This window comes from Pseudomonas sp. HLG18, assembly GCF_051903985.1.
GTDB lineage: Bacteria > Pseudomonadota > Gammaproteobacteria > Pseudomonadales > Pseudomonadaceae > Aquipseudomonas > Aquipseudomonas fluorescens_BT.
Genome location: NZ_CP195831.1, coordinates 1406548 through 1423213, shown reverse-complemented (window position 1 = coordinate 1423213; position 16666 = coordinate 1406548). Strand labels below are relative to the sequence as shown.

Here is a 16666-nt window from a genome sequence, read left to right as displayed (position 1 = left end):
TTGCACGGCGTCTTTTTTGGCCCGAAAACTAGTCGACTGGTCTAATAAACCCCCAATCAAGGTACATCCATGAATCACAGCAGTTTCTTCAAACCCGGCACTTTGGGTCGTCACACCCTGAAAAACCGCATCGTGCTGCCGCCCCTGACCCGCCAGCGCAGCACCCAACCGGGCAACATCGCCAACGCGTTGATGGCCGAGTATTACCAGCAACGCGCGGGCGCCGGTCTGCTGGTGACGGAAGGTACGCAGATCGAGCCGCGAGGCCAGGGTTACGCCTGGACGCCGGGCATTCATACCCCTGAGCAGATCGCCGGATGGCGCAAGGTCACCGAGGCCGTCCATGCCAGAGAGGGCGTGATCTTCGCCCAGCTCTGGCATGTGGGGCGCGTGTCCCATACAGCCCTGCAACCCGACGGTGCCGCACCGGTTTCAGCCTCTGCGGTGGCCACTGACCGGGTCAGCGTGTTCATCGAAACCGCGCCCGGCGCCGGCGCCCTGGTGCCACCGTCCGCCCCTCGCGCACTGACCACCGATGAAGTGCAGGAACTGGTTCAGCTGTACATCCAGGCCGCGCGCAATGCCATGGAGGCAGGTTTTGACGGGATCGAACTGCACTGCGCCAACGGCTATCTGGTGAACCAGTTCATCTCGGCTCACAGTAATCTGCGCACCGACCAGTACGGCGGCTCGCTGCACAATCGCCTGCGCTTTTTGCGTGAAGTGGTGGCCGGGGTTGCCGAGTGCATCGGCCGAGAAAAAGTCGGTGTGCGTTTCGCCCCACTGTTCACCACCACCGATGAAGCACGCACCTACCTGGGCATGGTCGAGGAAGATCCGCACACTACTTACATCGAAGCGATCAAGGTGCTGCAGGACGTGGGCATTGCCTATCTGTCCATCGCCGAAGCCGACTGGGACGATGCGCCGGCGATGCCACTCACGTTCCGCCAGGCAGTGCGCGACACCTTCAGCGGCGCGATCATTTACGCCGGGCGCTACACCGCAGAATCCGGTGCGCAGTTGCTCGATTCCGGGCTGGCGGATTTCGTGGCTTTCGGTCGCGCGTTCATGGCCAACCCGGACCTGCCTGCGCGCATCGCCAATGACTGGCCGCTGAATTCACTGAATCCGGCCACGGTCTACGGTGGCAATGCCGAAGGGTATGTGGACTACCCCGAGTACGCGTGATGATTGGCCACGACCGGTAAGACGCAACACCCGCCCGTTCAGCACCGCTCAAACTGGCTGTGGTGAACGGGCGCTGTCGCCGGGAACTATCCTTGCCATCCGGTTCCGCCCTATGCTCTTCGCCTGGTACAGCGCCTGATCTGCCATCTCGATCAGAGCTTGCGCCACGCCCAGTTGCGGACCGGTCGCCGCGGTGACGCCGATACTGACCGTCACCCGACCGAACGGGCTCGCCGGATGAGCAATGTGCGCTTGCGTCAGTCGCTCCAGAATCAGTTGCGCCACGACCGTCGCTCCCTCGCCATCGGTGTCGGGCAGGATGATCGCCAACTCTTCTCCGCCATAACGTGCCACCAGATCCGACGGTCGCCGCACACATGCCTCAAGTACTTTCCCCACCTGGTGCAGGCAGGCGTCGCCGGCAACATGCCCCTGGGAATCGTTGAACAACTTGAAGTAGTCGATATCGATCATCAGCAAGGCCAGCGAAGCCCCGTCCCGTTGCGCCCGGCGCGCTTCCATGGCCAATGTTTCATCGAAACAGCGGCGATTGGCCAGGCCCGTCAGCGCATCCTTCATCGCCAACAATTCCAGCTGCCGGTTTGAACCGAGCAACTGCTGTTGAGTGAGCCGCAACTCCCCTTCCACTTGGGTACGCCGACGTATATCGAGAATGAGAAACCAGCCGATCACGCCAGTGAGCCCCAGCAACGACGCGACCACCACCATCGACAGAAGCGCCTCCAGTCGCCACGCCGCCAATGCTTCGCGCTTGCCGAGCGCGACCGTGGTGATCAGCGGCAGCTTCTCACTCTTGCGAAACGCGTAGAGCCGCTCCACCCCGTCTAGGCTGGAAGTGTAGGACGCGGTGCCCACCGATTGGTCCACCAGGTACTTCGCATAAATGGGCGACTTGGAGAAATTGCGCCCCATGTCCTGTTCGCGGAAGGGATAGCGCACCAGCAGCGTTCCGTCGGTATAGGACAGACCGATGGCGCCTTCCTGCCCCACGTCGAGCTTGCCGAACAGTCGCAGAAAGTTTTCGACCCCCAGGGTGACCGCTACCACACCGGCGAATTCTCCGCTCGCGTCATTGAAGCGGCGGCTGACGGTAATCACCCACTCCTGATTCGAGCGGCTACGGATGGGCGGGCCGATGAAGGGCTCGCGAGAGGGATCGTCACGGTGATGAATGAAATAGCCCCGGTCACGGCTGTTGACCCCGGCCGGAATCGGTCGGTTGGAGGACATCAGCCAGCGGCCGCGACTATCGTAGATGGTGATGCCACTGAGCTGCGGCATCAGCGGCAGCTGACGGTTGACCAGCGCATTCAATCGTTCGATCTGCGCAGGGCCGCTGCCCTCGGTTTCCAGACGCTCGACGAGCCCGAGCAAGAGCAGCGAGCTTTGCCGGACGATGCCTTCGGCATAGGTTGCCAGCGCCTGAGTCAGGTTCAACCCGTGGACGTTCACCTCGTCCAGGGCGCGCTCCCGAGAGCCCAGCACCTTCCAGATGGTCAGCGACGCCAGAGAGCAGCCGATGATAAACAGCAACAGCATCACGAGGTGGGTATCACGCTTCACATCATTACCTTTTGGAAAGTCCGTTTTCCGTCACGGCCGTTGTCGGACCGCGGCAACAACAGCGACCGTATGTACAGGGCCGCGCAGGATACAAGCAGTCCATCGAAGGCGCAGCAACGGCGTGTCAGGCCCTCGATGAACTGTTCGCTGATCGGCCGGTTCGATGAAAAACCGGACCCAACAAGACTTTTTTGCCGCTAGACGATTTTCAACGCCTTGAGAACGATCAGCGAACGCTCGGCAAACGCCTCGGCCTGTTCGGTCAGTTCGGCAATGTTTTCTTCAGCGGTGGTCAGCGCCTTGCCGTCCTTGAGCAAGCCCTCTCCCTGACCGCCGATGATGCCCCACGCCAGCAGTGCCCAGTCGGCCGGACGGGTCTTGCCTTGCTTGATCGAAATCAGGAACAACTGCTGGAAACGGCTGACCGTCACGCCACCGCCGGTGACCGGGCTGGCCAGCACCTGAATCTTGTGGTCGAACAGCGAGCGTCTGCACAGTTGCAGATTGAGGGTGGTGCAGCGTGCCTGCACCTGTTGCTCGGCCGCTTCGCTCTGGCACGGTGCCACGGCGCCCATACCGATCAACACGTTAAGAGCCTGCTCCACATCGCCATAACTCAACGACGGCGAGGCCTCCAGCAAATGGCGCAGGGTTTTCGGCACATAGGCATCGTCCGCGAGCGCGTCCAGCACCGGACCGTAAATCTCGGCCTGCAACGTGGCCGAGCCCGCCGGACCGGTGACGCTGACCGCGACGCTGTCTGCCATTTGCAACAGTACGAAACGGGTACTGAGCATGCGCTCGCGGTGTTCGAAGGCGGACAACCGGTTGGCGCCGCGCACGTAAAGGTCCCGACGGAAGTTCTGATTGACGAAGTAATCACGCGCCTGCTCGCGCATGACCGGATGCTCGATGCCTTCCAGAAATTCCATGCCTTCGGCGCTCAGGTTAAGCAGGTCTACCGAGTCCAGCGGCACAGCCGTCGTGGCGTAGTCGAGTTTGGCAGGAGCCAGGGCATCGACCACGTCGGTGAAGTACATGCAATTCCAGTCGCGGTTGAAGTATTCATGGGCGACGTACTGGCGATTCTGGCCCTTGATGCTCTGGAGCTTGGCATCCAGATTCGGTGCCGAATTGGCGTAGTTGGGGTTGGCGGCCAGCAAGGCTTCGGAGAACTGCAGCGCGGCGTCGATGCGCTGGTCCGGCCGGGCCGAGGCTTGCGAAGCAAAACGGTCATGCAGACTGAACAACTGACGCAGTGGCGCCAGCGGCGACCAGCCCGGGAAGCAGTTGTAGCTGATGTACGCATGACCGCCCGGCTTGAGGTGACGACGGACAAACTCGACGATCAGCTTGTGATTGTCACGGCTGACCCAGGTCCAGATGCCGTGCAGGCTGATGCTGTCGAACTGCGGCAGGTCATGGCGGGCCAACAGTTGCTCGAAACTGTCGTCATATAGCCGCGCATCGCTGCCCCAGTCTTTCGCAAGCCCGATGGCATGGGCCGCCTGGCCCGGATGGAAATCGGTGCCGACGTAGCTCCCCGGATTGCCCGCCGCGTGAATGTTGATCGACACACCCTGACCGAAACCCAGTTCGCAGTGATAACCGTCGGTATTCTCCAGCGTGGCAAAACCCCGCAGCAACAAACAATAGCGCTGGAAAACCGGATTGATCTCGCGGCTATAGCCGTAGGTGTAGCCTTCGTCCGTGAAATAACCTTCGTTCCAGGCATTGCTCATGCGTGACACCCTTTTTATATCGAAAGTGAAAGTCGATCTTATAAGGGGTAGCCAGGACCAATCACAAGCGGAAAAGCGACACCCCGCAGCCAAGCGTCGTCTATCAACCGATCACTCGTGCATACACCGCACGGTCGATGTTGCCCCCGGACAAAATCACCCCCACCCTTTTGCCCTGCATCCTGTCCCGCTCCTGCATCAACGCCGCCAGTGCCGCGGCGCCGGCGCCTTCTGCGAGGTTGTGGGTGTCGGTGTAATACACGCGCATGGCTTCGGCGATTTCGTCCTCGCTGACCGCGACGATCCTTGTTGCGCCGGCGCCGTAGACATCGAACGCCTCGGCAATCGGCTTGCGCACGGCCAGCCCGTCGGCAAAGGTATTGGCGGAGGCGGTCTCGCAGATCGTTTTCGCCTCGAAGGACAACTTGGCAGCTGCCGCTTCCGTGGAGACCACCCCCACGACCTGGGTATCCAGACCCAGTGCATCACGAGCGGCGATCACGCCACAAATGCCCGAGCCGCAACCGATCGGCACGTAGAGGGTGTGCAGATCCGGCGCCGCGTTAAGCAGTTCCAGCGCATAGGTCGCTACCCCTTTGACCAGCTCGGTGTGAAAGGGCGGTACCAGGTAGAGCCCATGTTCCAGCGCCAGGCGCGCCGCTTCCTCACGGGCCTCATCGAAATCGCGCCCGAACTCGACCACCTCGCCACCGAATCCGCGCATGGCGTTGTTCTTCTCCAGCGAATTGCCCTCCGGCACCACGATCAACGCCCTCAATCCGACGGCACTGGCCGCCAGTGCCAGGCTCTGCCCGTGATTGCCGCGCGTGGCCGAGACGATGCCCTTGACGTTCGGGTGTTCGCGGCGCAGCCAGTGCATGAAGGTAATGCCGCCGCGCACCTTGAACGCGCCGGTGGGTGTGTGGTTTTCGTGCTTGACCCACACCGTGCAGCCCAGCCGTTCGGTCAGCAGCGGCCAGCGATACTGGGCGGTGGCCGGCATCACCTGGTAAACCTGGCGGGCAGCCTGTTCGATGTCTTCGCGAGTAAGGGTGTGCATGGAACGTCTCCTTGGGCTTTGCTCCAGTCTAGGCACGTGTCCTGCCAGTCGGCTTTCAAAAAACTGACCTGACTTTTGCGTCGGCTCTTCACTACTATGGCGTTCATGAGCCCTCGCAACCGCCCACCATCACCCGTCGCCCCGGAACCGGTCCGTCGTATCGAGGCTGGCCCGTGGGCGATCGAATTGCTGCCCGGCGCCGCCTACGCAACCCGCTATGTGGCGGCACAGTCGGCAATCGGTTTTGCCTTCGACAGCCAACGCGGCGTGCACGCCATCGGCAGCGACCGGGTGCGCCCCTTCGATGCCATGCCCAATAGTCTGGCGTTCGTCCCCGTCGACTGTGATGTGATGTCCGAGTCACCCATGGGCGGTGAATACCTGCGGGTCATCCGCACCGACGGCACCACGCTGTCGGGCGAGCAGGCGTTCAACAATCGCATCGACCCGCAGGCCATTCACCTCGCCTCACGAATGCGCCGCGCCTTTTTGAAGGCCTCAGTGGACGATGACTGGGAAACCTGGGCGCTCGCCTTGGCCGAGCGCGCCGAAGGCAAAGACACGCCGTCGCCCCAAGGCTCGATGACCGGCAGCCGAATGCGCCTGCTCGACGAGTTCATCGACGCCGGCCTCGACGGTCCGCTCGGCATTCACACCATGGCGCAAATGCTTGAACTGTCCGAAGGCTATTTCATGCGCGCCTTCAAGCAGGCCACTGGTAAAAGTCCTCATAGCTATCTGATTGATCGACGCCTGGCCCGGGCCCGTGCATTGATGCGCGACTCCCGCGCCAGCCTGTCGGAAATCGCCCTCGCCTGCGGTTTCAATTCCCAGGCGCACATGACCAGCGCGTTCAAGCAGCGACTGGGCGTGAGTCCGGCGCAATTGCGCAGATAGCGGACATCGATATAGCCTCAAGCAAGATCCATATTCCAAAAACGAAGTACAAACTATTTTTATAGTGCGTTTTAATCTATTCAGATTTTTTCTGACTGGAGCACCGCACGTGAAGACCCCGGCACTTTTGACCCTCGGCCTGGCGCTGGTCGCCAGTTGTTCTGTCGCTTTCGCGGGGCCCATTCTTGATCGCGTCACGCAAAAGGGTGAGCTGACCGGCGTCCTGATGGAAAGCTACCCGCCCTTCTCTTTTCTCAATGACCAGAACCAACTCGACGGCTTCGATGTGGATGTCGCCAAGGCTGTCGCCGAGCGTCTCGGGGTCAAGCTGAAACTCGAAACCCCGTCCTGGGACGTGATTGCCGCCGGGCACTGGAACGGTCGCTACGACATCTGCGTGTGCTCGATGACACCGAGCAAGGCGCGGGCCGAAGTGTTCGACTTCCCCGTGGAGTATTACCAGTCACCGGCAGTGATCGTGGTCAATGCAAAGGACAAGGACATCGTCACGGGCAAGGACTTGTCCGGCAAAAAAGTCGGCGTGATCAGTGCGTCGACTTATGAGGCCTACCTGAACAAGAATCTGGTCATCGAAGGCGCCGAGGACAAGCCCTTGAGCTATCCGTTCGACAGTGTCCAGATCGCGCCGTATGACAACGAAACCGTCGCCTTCCAGGATCTGGCACTGGGCACCGGCGTGCGCCTGGATGCCATGGTCACCAACCTCATCACCGCCCGTGAACGCATCGCCCAGGACCCGCGCTTCAAGATTGCCGGAGATCCACTGTATGCCGAGCCGAACGTGGTAGCGGTCGAAAAAGGCGATCAGCAATGGAATGCGAAAGTCACCGAGGTCATCGCGCAACTCAAGACTGACGGCACGTTGAGCAAAATATCCAGGAAGTGGATCGGTTCCGATATCAGCCAATGACAGCTCTCAATCCTCATCCGGCCAAAGCCACTGTCACCCCGGAAAAACAGCCACAACTGGTACGTCAGCTGTTCGGCTTTCGCACTCGCCTGTATCTGACGTGGGCGGTGCTGTTCGGCTTGTGCGTGCTGTTTTTCATGCGCTTCGATCTAAAGTTTTCGATCATTCTGGAAAAGTGGCCGAACCTCGTCGGCCTGCATCTGGGGCCGAACGGCTTTTTGCAGGGCGCCGCGCTGACGATTTTCCTGTGCTTGTGCTCGATCTGGTTTTCGTTGCTTCTGGGTTTCGTCACGGCGCTTGCGCGCCTGTCGCGCAGCGCTGTGGCGTTCGGTATCGCGAGTTTCTACGCCTCGTTCTTTCGCGGTACGCCGCTGCTGATTCAGATCCTGTTGATCTACCTGGGCCTGCCGCAACTGGGGATCGTGCCGGGCGCCATCAGTGCCGGGATCATTGCCCTCTCGCTCAACTACGGTGCGTATCTCAGCGAAATCTTTCGCGCCGGCATCCTCGCGGTTGCACCGGGGCAGCGTGAAGCGGCAGCCGCGCTGGGCCTGAGACCGGCAGCGACATTCGTGCACATCATTCTGCCGCAAGCCATGCGCACGATCATTCCACCGACCACCAGCCAGTTCATTTCGATGCTCAAGGATTCATCGTTGATCTCGGTCATGGGCGTTTGGGAAGTGATGTTCCTGGCGCAGTCGTACGGGCGCTCGTCCTACCGCTACATCGAAATGCTCACCACCGCAGCGGTCATCTATTGGCTGTTGTCCATCGGTCTCGAACTGATCCAGCATCGCCTCGAACGCCATTACGGCAGAGGCTTCAAGCATCAGCGATGAGCTATTCCGTTCAATGATTTCTTGCAGGAACCAAGATGTCCGATCCTAAACCTCTGCTGTTTGCGCTCTATGAACAAGCCAGTGTCGGGTGCGGCGGAGCGCCGAGCCTCTGGACGCACCCGGCTGACGAACGACTGGCGATCAACTCGCTGGGCTATTGGTCGAACCTGGCCCGGATTGCCGATCAGGCTCACCTGGACATGCTGTTCTTTGGTGATGTGCTGGGCTTCTACGATGTGTTCGGCGGCAATGCCGATGCGGCCATGAAATGGGCCGTGGAAGCGCCGGCCAACGATCCGCTGATGATCATTCCGGCGCTGGCTGCCGTGACGGAAAACCTCGCCTTTGGCGTCACCGTGACCACCAGCTATGAACATCCGTTTACCCATGCCCGGCGCTTCAGCACGCTGGATCACCTGACCAATGGCCGGGTCGGCTGGAATATCGTCACGTCTTACCTGTCGAGTGCGGCGCGCAATTTCGGGCTGGAACAAATGATCAGACACGATGATCGCTACGAGCGCGCCGAAGAGTTTCTCGATGTGGCCTACAAGCTCTGGGAAGGCAGTTGGGCCGACGACGCCGTGGTCGCCGACAAGGCCCGCCAGCTCTATGCCAGAGGCGACCGGGTGCGCCCGATCAATCACGAAGGCACGCATTATCGGGTGGCCGGCCCGCATTTGACCTCTCCCTCGCCACAACGCACGCCGTTGCTGATCCAGGCGGGCTGGTCGGGGCGCGGTCGCGAGTTTGCGGCCAAGCATGCCGAACTGATCTTTATTGCCAAATCCAACCCTCAGGAAATCCGTCAGGGCCTGGAAGATATCTGGGCCAAGGCCCAGGCACGCGGCCGTCAGCGTGAAGATGTGAAGTCACTGACGGTGTTGCGCATCGTCACCGCCAAAACCGAAATCGAGGCCCAGCGCAAATACGACGAGTTGCAAAGCAACTATCACTTGCAGGCACAACTGGTCAGCTACGCCGGTGACACCGGCATCGATATCAGCCGCTACGCCGACGGCGAAGCGCTCTCGACACACACCGAAGGCCTGACCTCTTACGTGATGCGCCCAGATGGCAGCGGCAAGCCGCTGACCGCGGGCGACGTCAAACAGCGCTTCGCCAGCGTCACTCGCGGCACTGACCTGATTCTGGTCGGCACACCGCAGCAGGTCGCTGATCGCATCGAAGAACACGCGCGGATTTCCGGCACCAGCGGCTATATGCTCAATCCGCTGATCAGCCCTGGGAGCCTTGAAGACTTCGTCGAACTGATCATTCCCGAGTTGCAGAAGCGCGGTTTGTATCGCACCGAACCTCAGCGCGGAACGTTTCGTTCAAGGCTGCGCGACGATGGCTCGAGTCACTTGCCGGCCTCGGCCTATGGGGCATCGTTTCGTTTCGACCGAGCGCTGTAACCACTTTCGCCATCGGTAAAAAACGAAATCAGTGGTGAATTTTTTCGTGTCCACTTGTATCTGATCTGGAAGAAGCCGTGCCATCAAAGAGATGGCATCGACCAAGGTGAACCGCTCTGGCCCTTGCCTCTTAGGGCCTTTCGGTTTGCACAAAGACAGATCAGATGCAGAGTGAATCCCATGGAATCAAAGGAAAGCGTCAGCCCGATCGGACTGAAAGACATCACCATTGTCGACGACGCCAAGATGCGCAAGGCCATCACGGCTGCGGCGCTGGGCAACGCGATGGAGTGGTTCGACTTCGGCGTCTACGGCTTCGTTGCCTATGTGCTGGGCAAGGTTTTCTTCCCCGGCGCCGATCCCGGCGTGCAGATGATCGCGGCACTGGCGACATTCTCGGTACCGTTCCTGATCCGGCCGCTGGGCGGGCTGTTCTTCGGTGCGCTGGGGGACAAGTACGGACGACAGAAAGTCCTCGCAGCGACCATCGTGATCATGTCGCTCAGCACCTTTGCCATCGGGCTGATTCCGTCCTATGCCTCGATCGGCATCTGGGCGCCGATACTCCTGCTGCTGGCGAAAATGGCCCAGGGCTTTTCGGTCGGAGGCGAGTACACCGGCGCTTCGATCTTCGTCGCCGAATACGCGCCGGATCGCAAACGCGGCTTCCTCGGCAGTTGGCTGGACTTCGGTTCCATCGCCGGTTTCGTCCTCGGCGCCGGCGTGGTGGTACTGATTTCCGCAATCATCGGTGAAGAAAAATTCCAGGAATGGGGCTGGCGCCTGCCCTTCTTCCTCGCCCTGCCGTTGGGCATGATCGGGCTTTACCTGCGCCATGCGCTCGAAGAGACGCCGGCGTTTCAGCAGCATGTCGAGAAGCTTGAACAAGGTGACCGTGAAGGTCTGGCCGGCGGCCCGAAAGTGTCGTTCAAGGAAGTCGCAACCAAACACTGGCGCAGCCTGATGACCTGCATCGGCGTGGTGGCCGCCACCAACGTCACCTATTACATGCTGTTGACCTACATGCCGAGCTACCTCTCGCACAACCTGCATTACAGCGAAAATCGCGGGGTGCTGATCATCATCGCGATCATGGTCGGCATGCTGTTCGTGCAACCTGCCATCGGTTTCATCAGCGACAAGATCGGCCGTCGCCCCTTCATCATCTTCGGCAGCATCGGTCTGTTCATCCTCGCCATTCCAGCGTTCATGCTGATCAACAGCGGCAAGATCGGCCTGATCTTTTCCGGCCTGCTGATATTGGCCGTGGTGCTCAACTTTTTCATTGGCGTCATGGCCTCTACGCTGCCGGCGATGTTTCCGACTCACATCCGCTACAGCGCGCTGGCCAGTGCGTTCAACGTCTCGGTGCTGATCGCCGGTGTGACGCCGACCGTCGTGGCCTGGCTGGTGGAGAGTACCCGGAATCTGTACATGCCGGCCTATTACCTGATGGTGACTGCCGTCGTCGGGCTGATCACCGGTGTGACCATGAAAGAAACCGCCAACAAACCGCTACGCGGCGCAGCCCCTGCAGCCTCCGATATCGAAGAAGCCAAGGAGCTGCTGCAAGAACATCACGACAACATCGAACAGAAGATCGAAGACATCGACGCCGAAATCGCCGAACTGGAAGCCAAGCGCGAACACCTGGTGCAGCAGCATCCGCGGATCGAATAACGATATGAAGAGTTGATGTGACAACAGGGTGGAATTCAAACGCCCTTCTGTGGTGTTCTGTTCGGCAGGAACCGGTAGCTTGCTACCGGCTCACATCCATTGAGCAACCTGACGACGAGGTCCGTTTCATGAGCAAGGCGCCTTACGTACCACCCAAGGTCTGGAAACACAGCGCTCCGTCCGGCGGCCAGTTCGCCAACATCAACCGCCCGATCGCCGGGCCGACCCATGACAAGACCCTGCCCGTCGGCAAGCATCCGTTGCAACTGTATTCGCTGGCCACGCCCAATGGCGTCAAGGTCACCATCCTGCTCGAAGAGTTGCTGGCGCTCGGGCACACTGAGGCCGAATACGACGCCTGGCTGATTCGCATCGGTGAAGGCGATCAGTTCTCCAGCGGCTTTGTCGAGATCAACCCGAACTCCAAGATCCCTGCACTGCTCGATCGAAGTGTCGAGCCGGCGATCCGGGTGTTCGAGTCAGGCTCGATCCTGCTTTACCTCGCCGAGAAATTCGGCGCCTTCCTGCCCACCGACCTCGCCGGTCGTACCGAAACCCTGAACTGGCTGTTCTGGCAGATGGGCTCCGCTCCGTATCTGGGTGGCGGTTTCGGGCATTTTTATGCCTATGCGCCGGAGAAACTCCAATACCCGATCGACCGCTTCACCATGGAAGCCAAACGTCAGCTGGATGTGCTCGATCGACGCCTGGCCGAGAGCCCTTACCTTGCCGGCGACCATTACACCATCGCCGACATTGCGGTCTGGCCGTGGTATGGACAACTGGTGCGCAACAACGTGTACGGCGCGGCCGAATTTCTCTCGGCTCACGAATACACCCATGTACAGCGCTGGGCCGAGGACATCGCCAAACGGCCGGCGGTCATTCGTGGGCAGCGCGTCAACCGCACCTGGGGTGATGAAGCGAGCCAGGTGCCGGAACGGCATGAGGCGGCTGATCTGGACTGATCGCTCGCACCCGATAACAAAAACCAGGGGGCGCCCGCATGAACATTCTCTACGATGAACAGATCGACGGCGCCCTGCCGGACGTCGACAAGGCTGCGCTGTTGCAGGCGCTGCAAAACCGGTGGCCCGCACTGGAAATCCTGCATCAGCGCGAGGATCTCAAGCCGTACGAATGCGACGGTTTGTCGGCCTGCCGCACCACGCCGTTACTGGTTGTGCTGCCCCGGCATCTCGATGAGGTGCAGGGCGTTTTGCGAATCTGTCATGAGAGAAACGTGCCGGTGGTGGCCCGGGGTGCCGGCACCGGGTTGTCCGGAGGTGCGTTGCCTCTGGAGAAAGGTGTGCTGCTGGTGATGGCACGCTTCAACAATATCCTGCACATCGATCCGGGAGCCCGCACCGCACGGGTTCAGCCCGGGGTACGCAATCTGGCGATTTCCCAGGCGGCCTCCCCGTTCGGCCTGTATTACGCGCCGGATCCGTCCTCGCAGATTGCCTGCTCCATCGGCGGCAACGTGGCGGAAAATGCGGGTGGCGTGCATTGCCTCAAGTACGGTCTGACCGTGCACAACCTGCTCAAGGTCGAGATCCTGACCGTCGAGGGCGAACACCTCACGCTCGGCGCCGATGCGCTCGATTCCCCCGGTTTCGACTTGCTGGCGCTGTTCACCGGCTCCGAAGGCCTGCTGGGTGTGATCACCGAAGTCACAGTCAAGTTGCTACCCAAACCACAGACCGCCAAAGTCCTGTTGGCCGCGTTCGATTCCGTGGAGAACGCCGGCCGAGCCGTGGCTGACATCATCGCCGCCGGGATCATTCCCGGTGGCCTGGAAATGATGGACAACCTGGCGATCCGCGCCGCCGAGGCCTTCATCCACGCCGGCTACCCGGTGGACGCCGAAGCGATCCTGCTGTGCGAACTCGATGGCGTCGAAGCCGACGTCCACGCCGACTGCATTCGCGTGCGCCAGGTGCTGGAGAATGCTGGCGCGACGCAAGTGCGTCAGGCCAGGGACGAGGCTGAGCGCGTGCGCTTCTGGGCCGGACGCAAAAATGCCTTCCCGGCCGTGGGCCGCTTGTCCCCGGATTATTACTGCATGGACGGCACCATCCCGCGCCGCGAACTGCCTGGCGTGCTGCAAGCCATCGCGCAGTTATCCGCCGAATACGGCCTGCGGGTGGCCAACGTGTTCCATGCCGGCGACGGCAATATGCACCCGTTGATTCTGTTCGACGCCAATCAGCCCGGCGAGCTGGAACGCGCCGAAACGCTGGGAGGGAAAATCCTCGAATTGTGCGTGAAGGTCGGCGGCAGCATCACCGGCGAACACGGTGTGGGGCGGGAGAAAATCAATCAGATGTGCGCGCAGTTCAACAACGATGAGCTGACCCTGTTCCACGCCGTCAAAGCCGCGTTCGACCCCGGCGGGCTGCTCAATCCGGGCAAAAACATTCCGACCCTGCACCGCTGCGCCGAATTCGGCGCCATGCATGTTCATGCCGGGCAACTGCCCTTCCCCGAGCTGGAGCGTTTCTGATGGTCCGAGAAAGGGATGTCGACGACAGCGCCGCACTGCTCGATCAGGTGAATCAGGCGTTGCAAGACGCCACGCCTCTGCGGATTCAGGGCGCCAACAGCAAGGCATTTCTGGGCCGCATCGTCGCCGGAGAAATCCTCGACACCCGCACCCATCGTGGCATCGTCAGCTACGACCCGACGGAACTGGTGATCACCGCACGTTGCGGTACTCCACTGGCCGAACTGCTGGCGGTGCTGGACGCATCACAACAGATGTTGCCATGCGAACCACCGGCCTTCGCCGACGAGGCGACGGTGGGCGGGATGATCGCCAGCGGGCTGTCGGGGCCGCGCCGTCCGTGGTCGGGGTCGGTTCGGGATTTCGTGCTGGGTACACGGATCATCACCGGCCATGGCAAGCACTTGCGTTTTGGCGGTGAGGTCATGAAAAACGTCGCCGGTTATGACCTGTCGCGGCTGATGGTTGGCAGTTATGGTTCGCTGGGGGTGATCACCGAAGTCTCGCTCAAGGTCCTGCCCAAACCACGCGAGTGCCTGAGCATCAGCCTGGAAATGGACAGTGAACGGGCCTTGCAGCGTATGGCCGAGTGGGGTCAACAACCGCTGCCGATCAGCGCCGCCTGCCACGATGGCCAGCGCCTGCACTTGCGTCTGGAGGGTGGTGAAGGCTCGGTGGCGGCGGCCCGTGATCGCCTCGGTGGCGAACTGCTCGATGGATCGTTCTGGGCCGACCTGAATGAACAGCGTCTGGGCTTTTTCGACGAAGAACAGCCTCTGTGGCGCCTTTCGGTGCCGAACAACACGCCGCCGCTGGCCTTGGCCGGCCTGCAAATGCTCGACTGGGGCGGCGCCCAGCGTTGGCTCAAGTCAGGGGCGCAAGCGGCACTGATTCGCCAGGTGGTTTCGGCTGTTGGCGGGCATGCAACCTGCTACAGCCATGGTTTGATCGACGCGCCCTTCCACCCGCTGCCACCCGCCCTCCTGCACTATCACCGTCGCCTCAAGCAACAACTCGACCCTCAGGGCATTTTCAACCCCGGTCGCCTGTACGCGGAGCTTTGAGCCATGCAAACCACTCTCAGCGAAAAGGCCCGACGACTGCCCCGGGCCGAAGAAGCCGAAAGCATCCTGCGCACCTGCGTGCACTGTGGCTTCTGCAACGCGACCTGCCCGACCTATCAGTTGCTCGGCGATGAACTGGACGGCCCACGGGGTCGCATCTATCTGATCAAACAGGTGCTGGAAGGCAACGAAGTCACCCGCAAGACCCAACTGCATCTGGATCGTTGCCTGTCCTGCCGCAATTGCGAAACCACCTGCCCCTCGGGTGTGGACTATCACAATCTGCTCGACATTGGCCGCGCCGTGGTTGATGCCGCCGTGCCGCGTCCCATCGGTCAACGCTTGTTGCGTGGAGGTTTGCGTGGCGTGGCGTCGAATCCCGGAGTGTTCAAAGGACTGCTCAGCGCCGGCCAGATCTTCCGTGTGCTGCTGCCTGATACCCTGCAAGCCAAATTGCCGCGCCGCCCCTCTGCAATCGCGCCCCGCCCGGTAACGCGGCATGCCCGTCAGGTGCTGATGCTCGAAGGCTGCGTGCAACCGGGTTTGTCACCCAACACAAACGCGGCGGCAGCACGAGTGCTGGATCGACTGGGGATCAGCATTACTCCGGCGCGAAATGCCGGCTGTTGCGGCGCCGTGGACTATCACCTCGACGCCCAGGGCACGGGACTTGACCGCGCCCGCCAGAACATCGACGCCTGGTGGCCGGCCATCGAACAAGGCGCCGAAGCGATCGTGCAGACCGCCAGCGGTTGCGGCGCGTTCATCAAGGATTACGGGCACCTGCTGTGTACCGATCCGGCCTATGCCGAGAAGGCGAAAGCCGTAAGTGCACTGGCGAAAGATCTGGTGGAAGTGCTGCGTGAGGAACCGCTCGAGTCCCTTGGTATTCATGCCGACCAGCGCTTGGCGTTCCACTGCCCCTGTACCTTGCAACACGCACAGAAACTCGGCGGCGCAGTTGAGTCGGTGCTGACCCGATTGGGCTTCAACCTCACGACCGTGCCGGACGCCCACCTGTGCTGCGGCTCGGCGGGCACTTATTCGATAACCCAACCCGCGCTGGCCCGGCAACTGCGCGACCAAAAGCTCAATGCACTGGAAAGCGGTCATCCGGAGATCATCGCCACCGCCAATATCGGCTGCCAGGCCCACCTCGACGGCGCGGGACGCACGCCGGTCAGGCACTGGATCGAGCTGGTGGATGCCGGGTTGCCCGTGGTGAGCGAGGCCTAGGTTTGCTGGCGGTGGTCGAACGATGGGCGAAAAAAAACCGCCTTTGCGGGGCGGTTTTTCGACAAGCCTCAGTTTGCGGCTGGGGCTTTGTGTCTCACGGACAACATTGACGTGCGGGAATACTATTAATCTTTGGTATTCGTTGCAACGTTATTTTGTGTGTTGAACGACGTCACGCAATGACAAGGTCGGCCCTGACGAGGCTGAAAAAAGACTGACAGAAACAACGAATTACAAAACTCATCGAGTCTTTATCCAGGCCCCTCAGAATCACGCAACAAGACAGGTTAATATGCCGACGCTCACTCGCCAGTGCGTCCATGAGGTTTGGCTGGAGCCATAACGGTTTCATCCCCTTCGACACGGTTTTGCACCCGTGCCGGAATGATGGCTCGGAGGGATCACAACCGGCCGCCTCATGGACAACATTGACGTGCATGTCCAAAGGCACACATGGTCCGGTAAGTGCGCTGGAGGTTTGGCCCCCGAGCTGGAGGCCAAAACGTATGAAGCTT

Annotated in this window: 13 protein-coding genes; 10 read left to right on the top strand and 3 right to left on the bottom strand. The window is 60.9% G+C overall.

The window, feature by feature from the left end; translation table 11 throughout:
* Positions 1–69 precede the first annotated feature (69 nt).
* Positions 70–1191 carry an alkene reductase gene (locus ACSPX5_RS06465; protein WP_439821211.1) on the top strand — a complete coding sequence of 374 codons (1122 nt, stop codon included), beginning with the start codon at positions 70–72 and terminating at the stop codon, positions 1189–1191.
* A gap of 48 nt (positions 1192–1239) precedes the next feature.
* Here the strand turns inward: ACSPX5_RS06465 and ACSPX5_RS06460 are convergent, their stop codons facing one another.
* The 3 genes from ACSPX5_RS06460 to ACSPX5_RS06450 all read right to left on the bottom strand — a co-directional run bounded on the left by ACSPX5_RS06460 (position 1240) and on the right by ACSPX5_RS06450 (position 5577).
* Positions 1240–2775 carry a sensor domain-containing diguanylate cyclase gene (locus ACSPX5_RS06460; RefSeq protein ID WP_439821210.1) on the bottom strand — a complete coding sequence of 512 codons (1536 nt, stop codon included), beginning with the start codon at positions 2773–2775 and terminating at the stop codon, positions 1240–1242.
* A gap of 197 nt (positions 2776–2972) precedes the next feature.
* Positions 2973–4517 (bottom strand): class I SAM-dependent methyltransferase, encoded by a 1545-nt coding sequence (locus ACSPX5_RS06455; RefSeq protein ID WP_439821209.1) that lies wholly within the window; start codon positions 4515–4517, stop codon positions 2973–2975.
* Between the two features lie 103 nt (positions 4518–4620).
* The gene (locus ACSPX5_RS06450) at positions 4621–5577 is read right to left on the bottom strand and encodes a threonine dehydratase (RefSeq protein WP_439821208.1); all 957 of its coding nucleotides are present in this window, start codon (positions 5575–5577) and stop codon (positions 4621–4623) included.
* Positions 5578–5673: 96 nt separating this feature from the next.
* Between ACSPX5_RS06450 and ACSPX5_RS06445 the strand changes: the two genes are divergently transcribed.
* The 9 genes from ACSPX5_RS06445 (at position 5674) to glcF (ending at position 16151) form a co-directional block, all read left to right on the top strand.
* The gene (locus ACSPX5_RS06445; RefSeq protein WP_439822006.1) at positions 5674–6474 is read left to right on the top strand and encodes a helix-turn-helix transcriptional regulator; all 801 of its coding nucleotides are present in this window, start codon (positions 5674–5676) and stop codon (positions 6472–6474) included.
* 109 nt (positions 6475–6583) lie between these two features.
* On the top strand, positions 6584–7405 hold the full coding sequence (locus ACSPX5_RS06440) for an ABC transporter substrate-binding protein (RefSeq protein ID WP_169429934.1): 822 nt from the start codon (positions 6584–6586) through the stop codon (positions 7403–7405).
* Positions 7402–8247: an amino acid ABC transporter permease gene (locus ACSPX5_RS06435; protein WP_439821207.1), complete on the top strand. Its 846-nt coding sequence runs from the start codon at positions 7402–7404 to the stop codon at positions 8245–8247. Before ACSPX5_RS06440 ends, ACSPX5_RS06435 begins: the two co-directional genes overlap by 4 nt.
* Before the next feature lie 35 nt (positions 8248–8282).
* On the top strand, positions 8283–9665 hold the full coding sequence (locus ACSPX5_RS06430; RefSeq protein ID WP_439821206.1) for an LLM class flavin-dependent oxidoreductase: 1383 nt from the start codon (positions 8283–8285) through the stop codon (positions 9663–9665).
* 180 nt (positions 9666–9845) lie between these two features.
* Entirely contained in the window at positions 9846–11345 is a 1500-nt protein-coding gene (proP, locus tag ACSPX5_RS06425) for a glycine betaine/L-proline transporter ProP (protein ID WP_323162179.1), read from the top strand.
* Positions 11346–11473: 128 nt separating this feature from the next.
* Positions 11474–12313 carry a glutathione-dependent disulfide-bond oxidoreductase gene (gene yghU / locus ACSPX5_RS06420; RefSeq protein ID WP_207865980.1) on the top strand — a complete coding sequence of 280 codons (840 nt, stop codon included), beginning with the start codon at positions 11474–11476 and terminating at the stop codon, positions 12311–12313.
* A 38-nt stretch (positions 12314–12351) separates the two neighbouring features.
* Positions 12352–13851 carry a glycolate oxidase subunit GlcD gene (gene glcD / locus ACSPX5_RS06415; protein WP_439821205.1) on the top strand — a complete coding sequence of 500 codons (1500 nt, stop codon included), beginning with the start codon at positions 12352–12354 and terminating at the stop codon, positions 13849–13851.
* Positions 13851–14915, top strand: a complete 1065-nt coding sequence (glcE, locus tag ACSPX5_RS06410) for a glycolate oxidase subunit GlcE (RefSeq protein ID WP_439821204.1) — start codon at positions 13851–13853, stop codon at positions 14913–14915. The genes glcD and glcE overlap by 1 nt, the downstream gene beginning before the upstream one ends.
* A gap of 3 nt (positions 14916–14918) precedes the next feature.
* Complete coding sequence (gene glcF, locus ACSPX5_RS06405) at positions 14919–16151, top strand: glycolate oxidase subunit GlcF (protein ID WP_439821203.1); 1233 nt, start codon at positions 14919–14921, stop codon at positions 16149–16151.
* Positions 16152–16666 lie beyond the last annotated feature (515 nt).